This window comes from Streptomyces sp. NPDC006174, from assembly GCF_040614075.1.
Lineage (GTDB): Bacteria > Actinomycetota > Actinomycetes > Streptomycetales > Streptomycetaceae > Streptomyces.
The window spans coordinates 49,332-62,480 of the sequence record NZ_JBEXTJ010000017.1; the positions used below are offsets into that span (position 1 = coordinate 49,332).

Below are 13,149 nucleotides of genomic sequence, written 5' to 3' on the forward strand. Positions count from 1 at the left end.
CCGGCACCGATCGCTCCGGTCGCTCCTCCGGTGCGGTCACCGTTCGCTCCTCTGGTCGGTCGCGTCCTGGCCGCACGAGCGGCGCACGACGAGACGGGCGGGCAGGGTGACGGACTGCGGGGTCCGTCCTTCGATCAGGTCGGCCAGCGCCCGTACGGCTGCACGGGCCAGGTCCGCGGTCGGCTGGGCGATGGCGGTGATCGGCGGGTCCGTGTGGACGAACCACGGGATGTCGTCGAAGGCGGCGAGCGCGATGTCGTCGGGAACCCGCAACCCCCGGGCCCGGATCGCGTCCAGCGCGCCGAGCGCCATGAGGTTGTCGGCGGCGAAGACGACCTCGGGCGGCTCGGCCAGCGCGAGGAACCCTTCGGTGGCCCGCCGTCCACTGGCGGCCTGGAAGTCGCCCTGCCCGATATAGGTGTCGGGCAGCGCGAGCCCCAGCCCGCGCATCGCCTCCCGGAACGCCTCGACGCGCTCGTTGCCGGTGGTGGTCGCCGCGGGCCCGGCGATGATCGCGAGCCTGCGGTGGCCGAGGCCGTGCAGGTGCGCGACCAGATCCTTGACCGCACCCGTACCGTCGGCCCGGACGACCGGCACGTCGATGCCCGGGATCCAGCGGTCCACGAAGACCATCGGCGTACCGCTCAGCGCCACCTCCCGCATCAGCGGCGAGCCACCGTCGGCGGGCGAGACGAGCAGCCCGTCGATCCTGCGGTCGATGAGCGTACGGATGTGGTGGTCCTGGAGCTCGGGCCGCTCGTCGGCGTTGCCGATGATGACGCTGTAGCCGAGCGCGCGGGCCTCCTCCTCGACGAAGCGGGCCAGCTCGGTGAAGTACGGATTGAGTACGTCACTGATGACCAGGCCGAGGGTGCGGGTCTGCGCGGTACGCAGTGAGCGGGCCACGGCGTTGGGCCGGTAGCCGAGGGCGTCGACGGCGGCGAGGACACGGGTGCGCGCCTCCGCGCTGACGGACGGATGGCTGTTCAGCACCCGCGACACCGTGGCGACGGAGACCCCCGCCTGGGCCGCGACATCTTTGATGCTCGCCATGTCCGGACCACCTCCTTGTGGTTTCCGTACACCTCGAAACCAGGGGCGGACCGCTCGCACGACGCCGTGGAATCGATTACAAGGACGATTGGAATCGATTACATGGCTGAAAACAAGACCCTCCTCCGTGTCCGAGACCGGATCGTGACAGGAGGGGGCGGAGGAATGGAGGGGTGGCGGGAGGTCGGGAGATGGAGGAGCGGAAGGCGGGCGGCTCAGCGAGGTGTCTTCGGCGGGCTCGCCTTCCACGCTCGGTCGAGGGAGTCGTCCCAGGTGCCGTGCCGGTCGAAACTCGCGGCTCGGCAGCCACGGGACATGGGCGCCGCAGCGGAATGACGCCAGGCGGCGTCCCCGATCCGGAGGATGGCGTGGCCGCAGTGCCGACAGACCGCGTGCCCCATCAACTCGGCGTTCAGCCGCTCGAACTGCGCGGTGCGGTCCGCCGCCTCCTCCTTGAGACCCCGCAGCACCTCCTCGGCGCTGGAGACCCCTGCCGAACCGATGAGGTCGTGAACGAGCGCCACCGCCTCGACCTCGATGTCGACTCGCCGCGCGGCGTCGACCAAGCTCCGCGCACCGCCGCTGCCGGGCGACTTGCGGATCATCCGTTCCGCCAGTTCGACCGACGGAGTGCCGGACAGCGCCGACCGGTCATCGTCCGTCCCGCCTTCCGGGGCCCCGTCTCTCAGGCGCCTGCGGGCGACCTCGAAGGCCCATGCCTCGGTGGATGCCTTCTTGGCGACGTTGAAGTGTGTGCTGGTCGCCGCGTCCATCACCGTGTGGAACTCTTCCCTCAGCGCTCCCCAGTGGTCGCCACCGGTGAAGTCCTCCGGGCACCAGCCGTAGTGGCGCACGAGTTCGTCACGGACCCGTCCGAAGTGGTGCAGGCTCTTCCGCACCGGTCCGCGGGTGTCGATGTGGATGCCGACGCTTTCCGCACGAGTCACCATCTCCGGCTCCACGCCCTGCCACTTCATGTGTCCGTCGCGCTCACATGCGTAGTCGACCCAGGACCAGAACGCCTCGGCGTCCACAACATCGGGTGCCTCACGGTGGTGGCGCGGACAGAGGAGAGCGAAGTTGCGCACATCGTTGGAACCGCCCAGCGACTCCGGGACCACGTGGGCCCTTTCCACCGGCGCCTGCCAGCAGATCAGGCAGATCGGCTCATCGAGACCGAGGTACTCGGCGATGGCCCGGACCGGAGGTCTGGACCGGCGCTCGTCAGGATGGCTGTCCCGGTTGCGTACGCGCAGCTCACGGTGGTCGAAAGCATGGTCACGGTCGGGATCCCGGATGTTCAGGACGTCAGGGATGTCCTCGCGTTGCGGCTTCGGGTTCCGCGCCTGGTAGAGCGGTGTGCTGATCTCCGTGAGATACGGGCTCAGGAATCCCGTCAGGAACTCCTTGATGATCTCCAAGGCGTCGGCGTCATAACCGCCGGCGGCGTTGCGGTGTCCCTGAACGTCGAGGTACAGGTATCGCGGGGCTCCGGGGCTCGTCGCAGCGGCCTTTTTGAGGATCGAGAAGATGCGGGTGGCGCACTTGGCGAAGTCCTCTTCGACCCGCATGTCGTGGTAGAGCGCGATGACCTTCGGTTTCGCGTCGGCTTCCGAATCCTCGGAGGTACCGCGTTCTGCGTGGCCTCGGGGCGGACTGTCCGCCGGCCCGCCACGGGCTTCCCTGTGCTGCGCTTCATGTACGCACAGTAGGAGGAGCCTCTGACCATCACTGCTCGCGGCGTCCGATCCGGACCGGGAGGCGCCCACACCTGGACTTTCGTAGGGCCGGAGGAGCGGGCGCAAAGCACTGCGGGTGCTGACCGAAGAGGTCAGCACCCGCGTAAGAAAGTGTCCGAGGGGGGACTTGAACCCCCACGCCCGATAAAGGGCACTAGCACCTCAAGCTAGCGCGTCTGCCATTCCGCCACCCGGACAAGGTGTCTGTCGTTCGCGGTGTGTTCCCCGCGGCGACATGGAAAACAATACCAGGGGTTCGACGCGCCTTTCACCTGCGTATCCGGCGCATACTCGGAGGTCAGTGCGGTGCGGCGGGCCGGTGTGGCCGCGGCCTCCACCGTCCGCGGAGGTCGCGGGGCTACCTTCGCGTCCATGAGTGATCGCGGCTTCCGCCGGCCCCGTCCGCTGTCTCCCCTGCGCGAGCATCTGCGCGACACGCTCTGGTTCGCGCCGACCATGGGGTTCGTCTGTGTGTTCGTGCTGTGGCTGGCCGCCTCCGCGGTGGACGAGGAGATCGTCGCGCTGCTCCAGCGGGCGGAGGCGTACGACGAGCTCGGCAGTCTCATCTCCTTCGTGCAGGACGCGAAGACGATCGTCACCACGATCAGCTCGGCGATGATGACGTTCATCGGTGTGGTCTTCAGCATCTCGCTGGTCGCGGTGCAGATGGCGAGCGGGCAGCTCACACCGCGGGTCGTGCGGATCTTCGTCCGCAGCAGGATCAGCAAGGTCACGCTGACGGTGTTCCTCGCGACGTTCCTGTTCTCGCTGCTGGTCCTGACCTCGTACGAGAGCGAGGCGGACCCGCGCCTGGTGGTCTCCGTGCCACTGTTGCAGAGCATGCTCACGCTGGTGCTCGTCGGGCTGAGCCTGCTGCTGTTCATCGCCTACGTCAGCTCGACGCTGCGGCTCATGCAGGTCGGGCCGGTGGTGGACAAGATCGCGCGCGACTCGTTCCAGGTGCTCGGCCGGATGCCGAGAGGGCCGGGCGGGGCCGAGGGGCTCGGGCCGGAGACCGGGCGGGTGGTGTACGAGGGGCGGGCCGGGGTGTTGCGGGACGTGAACACGGCGCGGCTCGTGCGGGCCGCGCGGCGGCAGGACGTCGTCCTGCGGGTCATTCCGCGCATCGGCGACTTCGTGGTGCCGGGCACGCCGGTGCTCGCCGTCCACGGCGGGGCCGTACCGTCGCGGCTGCGGTACACCGTCTCCGTCGGAGTGGAGCGCACCCTGCACCAGGATCTGGCCTTCGGGTTGCGTCAGCTTGTCGACATCGCACTGCGGGCCCTGTCGACGTCCGTGAACGATCCGACCACCGCCGTCCAGTGCCTGGACCGGATCGCGCAGTTCCTCGCCGCCGTGGTGGACCTGCCGCTCGGTACCGTCCACCACCGGGACCGGTCCGGGCGGGTGCGCCTGGTGCAGGAGGGGCCGGACTGGGAAGATCTGGTGGATCTCGCCTTCGAGGAGATCCGGTGGTGTGTGGCCGGAAGTCCGCAGGTGTCGCGGCGGCTGCTGGCGGGGTTGGACGATCTGTTGCCGCTCGCGCCGGAGGAGCGGAAGCAGCCGCTGGTACGGCATCGGGCGCTGCTCCTCCAGGCCGTGGAGCGGGCCGTTCCGGTGGCTGCCGACCGGGAGTTCGCGCTGCTGCCGGACCGGCAGGGCATCGGGTAGCCCCGCCGGTCCGGCAGATGCGGCGTGCGTCAGTCGCCGCAGCGGCCCGCGCGCAGCGAGTGCAGGTGCTCGCTCGACTTCCGGGCGAAGGCGAGCGAGTCGACCGGGTTGTCGTGCTCCGCCTGCCAGTGGTGGTACGTCCGGCCGTGGTGGGTCCGGTCGGTCACCTTGGAGAGGAACGCCTTGTAGTCGATGTCCCCGTCGCCCACGTCCGACATGCGGTAGCCGTCGCGGGTCGTGTCGTCGCGGACGCCGTCCTTGACGTGGAAGAGCGGGTAGCGGTTCGGGTGCTTGAGGACGTACTTCAGCGGGTCGAGCGGGGCGTTGGTGCCGTCCGCGCGCTTGCTGAAGCGGAACTGCGCGCAGTACGCCCAGTAGATGTCCATCTCCAGGTAGACCAGGTCGGGATCGGTCTCGGCGAGCAGGACGTCGTAGAGGCGCACCTTCGGCTTGTCGGTCGCGAAGGAGAACTCCTCGGCGTGGTTGTGCTGGTAGAACTTCATCCCGCGCTTACGGGCGGCGGCCCCGTACGTGTTGAAGTCGTCGGCCGCCCGCTTCCAGCCGTCCACCGTGGAGCCGTAGCGGAACGGGCCGGAGGCCGTACCGATGTGCTTGAGGCCGAGCGCCTGGGCGTCGTCGAGGACCTTCTCCAGGTTCTGGGCGAAGGTGTAGGCGCCGGGGTTGTTGTCGTCGTAGTAGCCGACGTGGCTGCCGATCGGGTTGAGTCCGTGGTCCTTGGCGAGCCGCTTGAGCTGGGCCAGCGTGATGGGGCCGGCGGAGCCCTGGGTGTAGCCGGCGAGCTCGATCTCGTCGTAGCCGTACTTCTCCAGTTCGGCGAAGACAGGGGCGAAGCCGAGCGTGGAGATCTTGTCGCGGAGGCTGTAGAGCTGGATGCCGAGACGGCCGGGAGGCAGGACGGGCTTGCCCTTGCCGTGTCCGTGTCCGTGTCCGTGTCCGTGTCCGTGTCCGGGGCCGTGACCGTGGCCCTTGCCGAGTGCCTGGGCGTGGTCCCGGCCGGCGGCCTGGGCGGTCGCCGTGCCGATGATCGTGGCGGCGGTGGCTCCGGCGGCGACACCGAGGATGTTGCGGCGGCTCAGTCTGCGGGCGAGTCCGGTGTCCTTGGAGGTGCGGCTCATGTTCGCGTGACTCCCTTGGGTGACGTGGGGTGAGCGGTGCGGTGCCGGGTGCGTGACAGGGAATGTCAGTGCAGTCCGGCAAGCTTGAGGAGCAGGGACTTCACCTCGGTGGCCCTGACCCGGTCGGTGAACGCGTGGGGGGTGGAGCAGAGGATGAGCGGACCTTCGTCGTCGCTCGACGGAAGGCGGCCGTGGCTGCCGCGAATAGGTGAGGGGTCCAGCGGAACGACCGCCATGCGGTAGCGCATGCCGAGCTTCTTGCGCGCGACCGCCGAGGCGGCCTTGAGCCGTACGTAGGGGTCCTCGGGGTCCATGAAGAGCTCGACGGGGTCGTAGCCGGGTTTGCGGTGGATCTCGACGAGCTGGGCGAAGTCGGGCGCGTGTGCGTCGTCGAGCCAGTAGTAGTACGTGAACCAGGCGTCCTTCTCCGCCACGGCGACCAGCTCGCCGGAGCGTGGGTGGTCCAGGTGGTGCGCCTTCTTGCCCTCGTCGTCCAGGAGCTGGTCGATGCCGGGCAGGTCGGCCAGTGCGGCCCGGGTCGCCTCCAGGTCCTCGGGACGGCGTACGTAGATGTGGGCGAGCTGGTGGTCGGCGACGGCGAAGGCGCGTGAGGCCATGGTGTCGAGGTATTCCATGCCGTCCTGCGTGTGCACCTCCAGCAGGCCCGCCCGGCGCAGCGCCCGGTTGATGTCCACGGGCCGGCTCACGCGGGTGATGCCGTATTCGGAGAGCGCCACGACCGTACGGCCTTCGTCGCGCGCGTCGGCCAGCAGCGGGGCGATGGCCCGGTCAAGGTCGGCGGCGGCCTGGTGGGAGCGCGGGTCGTCGGGGCCGTAGCGCTGGAGGTCGTAGTCGAGGTGCGGCAGGTAGCACAGGGCGAGGTCGGGGGTGCGGGTGGCGATGATGTGGCGGGTGGCGTCGATGATCCACTGGGAGGAGACCAGGTCGGCGCCGGGGCCCCAGAAGTGGAAGAGGGGGAACGTGCCGAGTTTGTCGGTCAGTTCGTCGTGCAGGGCGGGAGGCCGGGTGTAGCAGTCGGGTTCCTTGCGGCCGTCGGCGTAGTAGACGGGGCGCGGGGTGACGGTCCAGTCGGTGTCGGCGCCCATCGCGTACCACCAGCAGATGTTGGCGACGGTGTAGCCGGGATGGGCGCGGCGGGCCGCGTCCCAGAGCTTGTCGCCTTCGACGAGCCCGTTGTGCTGGCGCCAGAGCAGGACGTCGCCGAGCTCGCGGAAGTACCAGCCGTTGGCGACGATGCCGTGTTCGGCGGGCATGGTGCCGGTGAGGAAGGTGGACTGGGCGGCGCAGGTGACGGCGGGCAGGACGGTGGAGAGAGGGGCCCGCGCGCCCTGCTTGCCGAGCGCCGTGAGGTTCGGCATGTGGGCGAGGAGCTGCGGGGTGAGGCCGACGACGTCGAGGACGAGGAGAGGCGTGGGGGCCGTTCCCGCCTGGTGTGAGCTGTCCGTGGTGTCCGTGGTCATGGCAGCTCCTTGAGGCCGAGGTCGACCAGGAGGTCGCGGGCGAGGGTGAGTTCGGCGGCGATGCCGTCGGCGAGTTGCGTACGGGTGCGGGGCCGCAGTTCGGCGGGCAGGGCCTGCCAGGTGTACGTCTCCACCTCCAGGTGCCGGGTCAGCGGCACCGCTCCCCCGACGAGCCGGGCCAGCGTGGTGCGGAGCACGGGGAGGGTGGAGGTGAGCGGCGGCGCCGGCGGGGCGTGCAGCGGTACGTGGAAGTGGGCGCGCCAGGGAGTGGAGTCCGGGAGCGCGCCGCCGGCTACGGCCTCGTCCAGGTCGTCGGTGCCGCGCAGCCCGGCGGCCGTGCGCGTACGGGTCTGGTGCAGGAAGCGTGGCTCGGCGAAGGCGGCGAGCGCGGTGCGGACCTCGGGGAGGTGGGGGTGCTCGGCGTGCAGGGCGGCGGAGAGCTGGGACTTGACGACCGGGATGCCGGCGGCGGTCAGTGCGGCGAGTGCGGTGTCCGGGTCCTCGAAGGAGGTGGCGAGGTGGCAGGTGTCGACGCAGATGCCGATGCGCCGGTGGCCGACGTCGGAGAGCGGCGCGATGGCGTCGGCGGTGGTCTCCACCGTGCAGCCCGGCTCCGGTTCGAGGCCGATCCGGATCGACTTGCCGGTGAGTTCGGCGAGGGCGTCCAGGCGCTGGGCGAGCGTGGTGAGAGCGGCGCGCGCGGTGCGGGCGGCGGCGGGGTCGGTGGCGTACGGCGTGCGCCAGGCCAGCGGGAGCGTGGAGATGGTGCCTTCGGTGACGTCGTCGGGGAGCAGGGCTGCGAGGAGGCGGGCAAGGTCGGTGGTGTGGGCGAGGCGGTCGGGCTCGGTCCAGTCCGGCCGGTAGACCCGGTACTTGACCTCGTCGGCGCCGAAACCCTCGTACGGGAAGCCGTTGAGGGTGACCACTTCGAGGCCCCGGCCGTCGAGTTCGGCGCGGAGCGCGCGGAGTTCGGCGGGGTCGTTGATCAGGGCGCGGGCGGCGTCCCTGGCGAGCCAGAGGCCGATGCCGAGCCGGTCCCGGCCGAGGCGGCGGCGTACGGGTTCGCAGTGGTCGCGGAGCTGGGCGCGGACGCCGTCCAGCGTTTCGGCGGGGTGGACGTTGGTGCAGTAGGAGAGGTGGACGATCGAGCCGTCCGGGTGGCGGAAGCGCATGGCTTCACTCCCCGCCGCGCAGGATGGAGTTTCCCTCGTGGAGTGCGTCGGGGGCGGGGGTGTCCAGGTGGAGCCGGCCGCTCTGGCCGTAGAACGCGACGGGGTTGCGCCACAGGACCTGGTCGACGTCGTCCTCGGTGAACCCGGCCTTCAGCATGGCGTCGGCGACCTTGCGGGTCTTGAGCGGATCGCTCTTGCCCCAGTCGGCGGCCGAGTTGACGAGGATCTTCTCGGTGCCGTGGTTCCGGAGGATCGTGACCATGCGGTCCTCGTCCATCTTGGTGTCCGGATAGATGGAGAACCCGGCCCAGCATCCGCTGTCAGTGGCGGCCTTTACGGTTGTCTCATTGAGGTGGTCGAGCAGGACGTGCTCCGGGGGGAGGTGCGATTCGCGGATGACGTCGATGGTGCGGTGGAGACCGGCGAGCTTGTCGCGGTGCGGGGTGTGGACGAGGGCCGGGAGCCCGTGGTCGGCGGCGAGCTGGAGCTGAGCGGCCAGCGCGTGGTCCTCGGCCGGGGTCATGGAGTCGTAGCCGATCTCACCGACGGCGACGACGGAGTCCTTGACCAGATAGCGCGGCAGGGCGTCCAGGACGGGGGTGCAGCGAGGGTCGTTGGCCTCTTTGGGGTTGAGGGCGAGCGTGCAGTGGTGCGCGATGCCGTATTGGGAGGCGCGGAAGGGCTCCCAGCCGAGGAGCGCGTCGAAGTAGTCGAAGAAGCTGGCGGGCGAGGTGCGCGGCTGGCCGAGCCAGAAGGAGGGTTCGACAAGGGCGCGGACGCCCGCGTCGTACATCGCCTGATAGTCGTCCGTGGTCCGGGACGTCATGTGGATGTGGGGGTCGAAGATGCGCATCAGGACTCCTCCGTGGGGGCGGCAGGGCTGGTCTCGGCGAGCGTGAGAGCGGTGCGCAGGTCGGCCGGGACGTCACGGCCGGCGGCGGTCCGCTCGGCGGCGAAGTCGCGGAGCATACGGGCGAGTTCGGCGTCTCCTCGGGCCCGCTCACCGAGCCGGTCGACGGCGTCCAGCGGTACGCCGGTGAAGAGGCACTTCAGCACGGCGTGGCGCCAGGCGTGCGGATCGAGGTGCGCCGCGGCGTACGGGCCGACGGCGGCGGCCACCAGCCGGGTGTCGTTGGTGCGCAGGGCGTCCTCGACTAGCGGGAGAGCGGTGGCGTCGAGATCGAGGCGGTGCAGGGTGAGGAGGACGGCGTGGCGTTCGGCGGCGGTGCCCTGTTCGTAGAGCCGGGTGACGGAGGAGAGCGGGGCGCGGGCCGCGATGAGCAGGAGGAAGCGTACGGAGTCGGCGTGGGCCGGTCCGCAGTGGCGGCCGGCGGTGGCGTAGCGGAGTTCCCAGGGTGGCGAGGCGTACGGGGAGGTGCCGGTGCCGCCGGCTTGTGCGGGCTCGCGGGCGGGCCCGGCCGGTGCGGTCTCGGTACGGGTGGTCTCGGCACGGGCTGCGGCGTCGTGCGCTGCCTCGGCCAGGGCCGCGTCGAGCCAGGCGCGGGCGGTGGTGTCGAGTTCGGCGTCGAGTTCCTTGCGGGACTTCAGCACGGTGCGCCGCCCTTCTTGTTGATCGCGCCCTTGGTCATGGCGTCGCGCAGGAAGGCGATGGAGGTGCGGGCGAGTTCGGGGCCCGCGTGGGAGTGGCGTGGCAGTTCGACGACGGTGAGGCCCTGGTAGCCGGTGGCGTCCAGGGCGGCGAGCACGGGCGGGAAGTCGATCTCGCCGTCGCCGAACGGCAGGTGCTCGTGGACGCCGCGCCGCATGTCCTCGATCTGGACGTGCCGGAGCCAGGGCGCGGAGTCGACGACGCACTGCACAGGTGAGGCCTCCTCCAGGCACTGGCAGTGGCCGATGTCGAGCGTGAGGCCGAGGAGCGGCGGGTCTCCGAGGAGGGCGCGGAGGTGGTGGAAGTCGGCGAGGGTAGCGAGGAGGTGACCGGGTTCGGGCTCGATGGCGAGCGGGATGCCCGAGCGGTCGGCGGCGTCGAGTACGGGCGTGATCGCCTCGGTCAGGCGCTTCCAGGCGGTGTCCGTGGATGTGTCCGGCGGGGTGATGCCGCTGAAGCAGTGGACGGCGTGCGCGCCGAGCTCGCCGGCCACGTCCACGGCACGGACGAGCAGCGCGGTGCGCGCGGCACGGGCGTCGGGATCCGGGTCGAGGAGGGACGGGCCGTGCTTACGGCGCGGGTCCAGGACATAGCGGGCGCCGGTCTCGACGGTGACCCGGAGCCCGAGGGAGGTGAGCCGGCGGGCGACCTCACGGGTGCGTTCGGCGAGGTCCGGAGCCAAGGGGTCCAGGTGCATGTGGTCGAGCGTCAGCCCGACGCCGTCGTAGCCGAGGTCGGCGAGGAGCCCGAGCGCGTCGTCGAGACGGAGGTCGGTGAGCCCGTTGGTGCCGTAACCGAGGTGGAGGGTCATGTGGGGCTCACCTTCCGGGCGAGGGCGCGGGCCAGGGGGACGAGTGCCATGACGGCGAGACCGGAGCCGGGTGCTCCGGCGCGGGTGGCGAGCGCCGCCTGGAGCGGGATCATGGCCCGGATCCCGCCGCCGACCGCCCGTTGGGTCAGGGGCGGCGACGGGTTGAGTGCGGCGTGCAGGAGAGGTGGGCCGGCGGTGCGGAGGTAGGCGCCGGTGACGGCGGTGAGGAGGAGGGAGGTGAGGGCGGGAGCGTGGTGGCTGTCGATCGCTCGGTGCTCTCCCGGACTCCACGCGCCGAGGCCGCTCGCGGCGGGCCCCGCCACGGTCACGCCAGGGCCGCCTGTGCCGGGCCCCGGCGACCTGGTCCGAGCTGGTCGGTCCGCCGTGAGCACCGCCGCGCCCAGCGCCGTCGTCGTGGCCAGGACCGCCAGCGGTACGGCGGTGGACCCGCCCTGCGCCTCGTGGCGGGACACGGCGGTGACGCCGTACGTGTGCGCCCCGAGGACCAGGGCTGCGGGGACACCGGCCAAGGGGCCGCGCGCAGGACGAGCCGCTCGGGCAACGTTGTCGAGACCGGTGCGCGGTGCGACCCCGGTCCGCGCCGCAGGCGTGGCGCGGCGCCCCGGGCCCGGCACCGTACCGGCAGCCGCTGCCGTGCCCGGCCCCTCCCCCGCCCCCACGGACGCCGTCGCGCCCAGCAACACATCCAGAGACCGCGCCGCAGCCATCGCCGCCGGGCCCGCCTTCGTGTGCTTCAGGTGCAGGTCGTAGGCCCAGACCGTCGCCGCCAGGCCCGTCGCCACCGCCAGCGCCGGGCGGCCGGCCCGCGCCGCGAGGGCCAGGCCCGCCGCCGTCAGGAGGCCGGCCGCGCCCAGGGCCGCCGCTGGGCTGACGCGGCCCGACGGGATCGGCCGGTGCGGGCGGTCCACCGCGTCCTCCTCGCGGTCCGCCCAGTCGTTGAGCGCCATCCCCGCCTCGTACAGGCAGAGCGAGGCGCCGATCGCCAGCGCCGTGCCCCGGCCGGGGCTGCGGCCCACCGCCGCGGCCCCGGCCAGTGCGTCACCCGGCACGGAGAACAGCGCGGAGACCCGGAACAGTTCGGTCCAGGCCCGCACCGTGTCCCCTCTCCCGCGACCGGGGGACGGGCGGTGCCTGTCCGGTGCGGGCGCAGTCCCACCCGTACCGGACAGGCCGTCTTCGGAGGCGCGACCCGGGGCCGTGGCTGGTGCTCGCAGGCCCGCACCGAGCGCCGACAGGGCCCGCAGCCGCCACCTCATGCCTGGCCCCGCAGCCGCTCGGCGAAGGCCAGCAGCGAGGCGTACTGCTCGGCGAGCGCGGCCGAGGTGCCGCCGTCCGGGTCCTTGAAGTAGAAGCCCAGCTCCGGCCGCGGGCCGCTCAGTCCCAGCTCGTGCGAGCGGGCCAGCAGCCGGGCCAGGTCCAGGACGAGCGGGGCCGCGAGGGCCGAGTCGCAGCCCTGCCAGATGGTCTGCAAAACCATGCGGGAGCCGAGGAAGCCGTCGAAGGCGATGTGGTCCCAGGCCGTCTTCCAGTCCCCCATCGCCGGTACGTCGTCGATGTGGACCTCGCCTTCGGGAGCGGTGCCGAACGTGTCGGCCAGGACGCGTTCCTTGCCCGCGTTCTTCGCGGCCGCCGCTGCCGGGTCGGCCAGCGCCGCCCCGTCCCCGCCGCCCAGCAGGTTCGACCCGGACCAGGCCCGTACGGGCAGGGCGCGCTGGAGGAACATCGGGGCGAGCACCGAGCGGAGCAGCGTCTGGCCGGTCTTGCCGTCGCGTCCGGCGTGGGGAAGTCCGCTGTCGGCGACGGTGTCGGCCAGGGCCGGAGCACGCAGGCCGGTCGAAGGGGTGAAGTTGGCGTAGGAGCAGCCGGCGCGGAGAGCGGCGGCCGCGTAGAGGGAGCTGGCGGGAAGGCGCGGGTCGTCGGGGCCGGGGGCCGGTTCGGTGGAGGAGACGTTGATGACGACCGTGCGGGCCAGCTCGTTGCGGTGGGCGAAGTCGGTGAGGTCGGCGGCGAACGCGGCAATGAGCTCCTGGTCGGTGCGGGTGTCGCCGGGAAGCGGTCCGCCGGGACGTATCTCAGCGTCGGCGGCGTCGAGTTCGCCGCGTACGGCGGTCGGGAGGCGGTACGGCAGGACGCCGCCTTCGGCCAGTGCCTCGGCCCGTTTGGCGAGCGGGCAGTCCAGGGTGTCGTGGCCGCCGAAGACCAGCGAGGTCAAGGGCGGCAGGCCGCTGTCGGCGAACGGAGGCGTCTCGGTGACCATGCCGGTCGGCGGGTGGAGACCCGCCGCTATCGCCGCGCATCCCGCCGTGGCGGTGGTGGCGACGGAGCCGCGCGCTCCGATGAACCAGACGCCGGTACGGCGGCCTGGGCCGTCGGCTCCACGGCGTGCACTCTCGTCACGGCCTTCACGTTCGGCATGTGCGGTCACGGGCTGCCTCCCTGGGGGATGAAGAGGTGGA

The 13,149-nt window shown here is 71.6% G+C and carries 11 protein-coding genes and 1 tRNA gene; 1 reads left to right on the forward strand and 11 read right to left on the reverse strand.

Annotated features, from left to right (window positions below; translation table 11 throughout):
* Positions 1 to 36: 36 nt before the first annotated feature.
* From ABZ267_RS30140 to ABZ267_RS30150, 3 genes are all read right to left on the reverse strand, one after another.
* On the reverse strand, positions 37 to 1,053 hold the full coding sequence (locus tag ABZ267_RS30140; RefSeq protein ID WP_356752989.1) for a LacI family DNA-binding transcriptional regulator: 1,017 nt from the start codon (positions 1,051 to 1,053) through the stop codon (positions 37 to 39).
* 215 nt (positions 1,054 to 1,268) lie between these two features.
* Positions 1,269 to 2,624, reverse strand: coding sequence for an HNH endonuclease (locus ABZ267_RS30145; RefSeq protein ID WP_356752991.1), 1,356 nt, complete (start codon positions 2,622 to 2,624; stop codon positions 1,269 to 1,271).
* A gap of 280 nt (positions 2,625 to 2,904) precedes the next feature.
* Positions 2,905 to 2,989, reverse strand: a tRNA-Leu gene (locus ABZ267_RS30150).
* A gap of 175 nt (positions 2,990 to 3,164) precedes the next feature.
* On the opposite strand from ABZ267_RS30150, the gene ABZ267_RS30155 reads away from it, so the two are divergent.
* A complete protein-coding gene (locus ABZ267_RS30155) occupies positions 3,165 to 4,463 on the forward strand; it encodes a DUF2254 domain-containing protein (protein ID WP_356752993.1) in 1,299 nt (432 codons plus the stop codon).
* Between the two features lie 29 nt (positions 4,464 to 4,492).
* Here ABZ267_RS30155 and ABZ267_RS30160 read toward each other — a convergent pair whose 3' ends face one another.
* The 8 genes from ABZ267_RS30160 to ABZ267_RS30195 form a co-directional block, all read right to left on the reverse strand.
* The gene (locus ABZ267_RS30160) at positions 4,493 to 5,599 is read right to left on the reverse strand and encodes a sugar phosphate isomerase/epimerase (protein ID WP_356752995.1); all 1,107 of its coding nucleotides are present in this window, start codon (positions 5,597 to 5,599) and stop codon (positions 4,493 to 4,495) included.
* A 65-nt stretch (positions 5,600 to 5,664) separates the two neighbouring features.
* Entirely contained in the window at positions 5,665 to 7,080 is a 1,416-nt protein-coding gene (locus ABZ267_RS30165) for a nucleotide pyrophosphatase/phosphodiesterase family protein (RefSeq protein ID WP_356752997.1), read from the reverse strand.
* Entirely contained in the window at positions 7,077 to 8,252 is a 1,176-nt protein-coding gene (gene eboE / locus ABZ267_RS30170; RefSeq protein ID WP_356752999.1) for a metabolite traffic protein EboE, read from the reverse strand. Before eboE ends, ABZ267_RS30165 begins: the two co-directional genes overlap by 4 nt.
* Before the next feature lie 4 nt (positions 8,253 to 8,256).
* Entirely contained in the window at positions 8,257 to 9,105 is an 849-nt protein-coding gene (locus ABZ267_RS30175) for a TatD family hydrolase (protein ID WP_128844916.1), read from the reverse strand.
* Positions 9,105 to 9,803 (reverse strand): EboA domain-containing protein, encoded by a 699-nt coding sequence (locus tag ABZ267_RS30180; RefSeq protein ID WP_356753001.1) that lies wholly within the window; start codon positions 9,801 to 9,803, stop codon positions 9,105 to 9,107. Before ABZ267_RS30180 ends, ABZ267_RS30175 begins: the two co-directional genes overlap by 1 nt.
* Complete coding sequence (locus tag ABZ267_RS30185; RefSeq protein ID WP_356753003.1) at positions 9,797 to 10,672, reverse strand: sugar phosphate isomerase/epimerase family protein; 876 nt, start codon at positions 10,670 to 10,672, stop codon at positions 9,797 to 9,799. The genes ABZ267_RS30180 and ABZ267_RS30185 overlap by 7 nt, the downstream gene beginning before the upstream one ends.
* On the reverse strand, positions 10,669 to 11,787 hold the full coding sequence (locus ABZ267_RS30190) for an SCO3242 family prenyltransferase (RefSeq protein WP_356753005.1): 1,119 nt from the start codon (positions 11,785 to 11,787) through the stop codon (positions 10,669 to 10,671). Before ABZ267_RS30190 ends, ABZ267_RS30185 begins: the two co-directional genes overlap by 4 nt.
* Before the next feature lie 158 nt (positions 11,788 to 11,945).
* Positions 11,946 to 13,118: an inositol-3-phosphate synthase gene (locus tag ABZ267_RS30195; RefSeq protein WP_356753007.1), complete on the reverse strand. Its 1,173-nt coding sequence runs from the start codon at positions 13,116 to 13,118 to the stop codon at positions 11,946 to 11,948.
* Between the last annotated feature and the right edge of the window lie 31 nt (positions 13,119 to 13,149).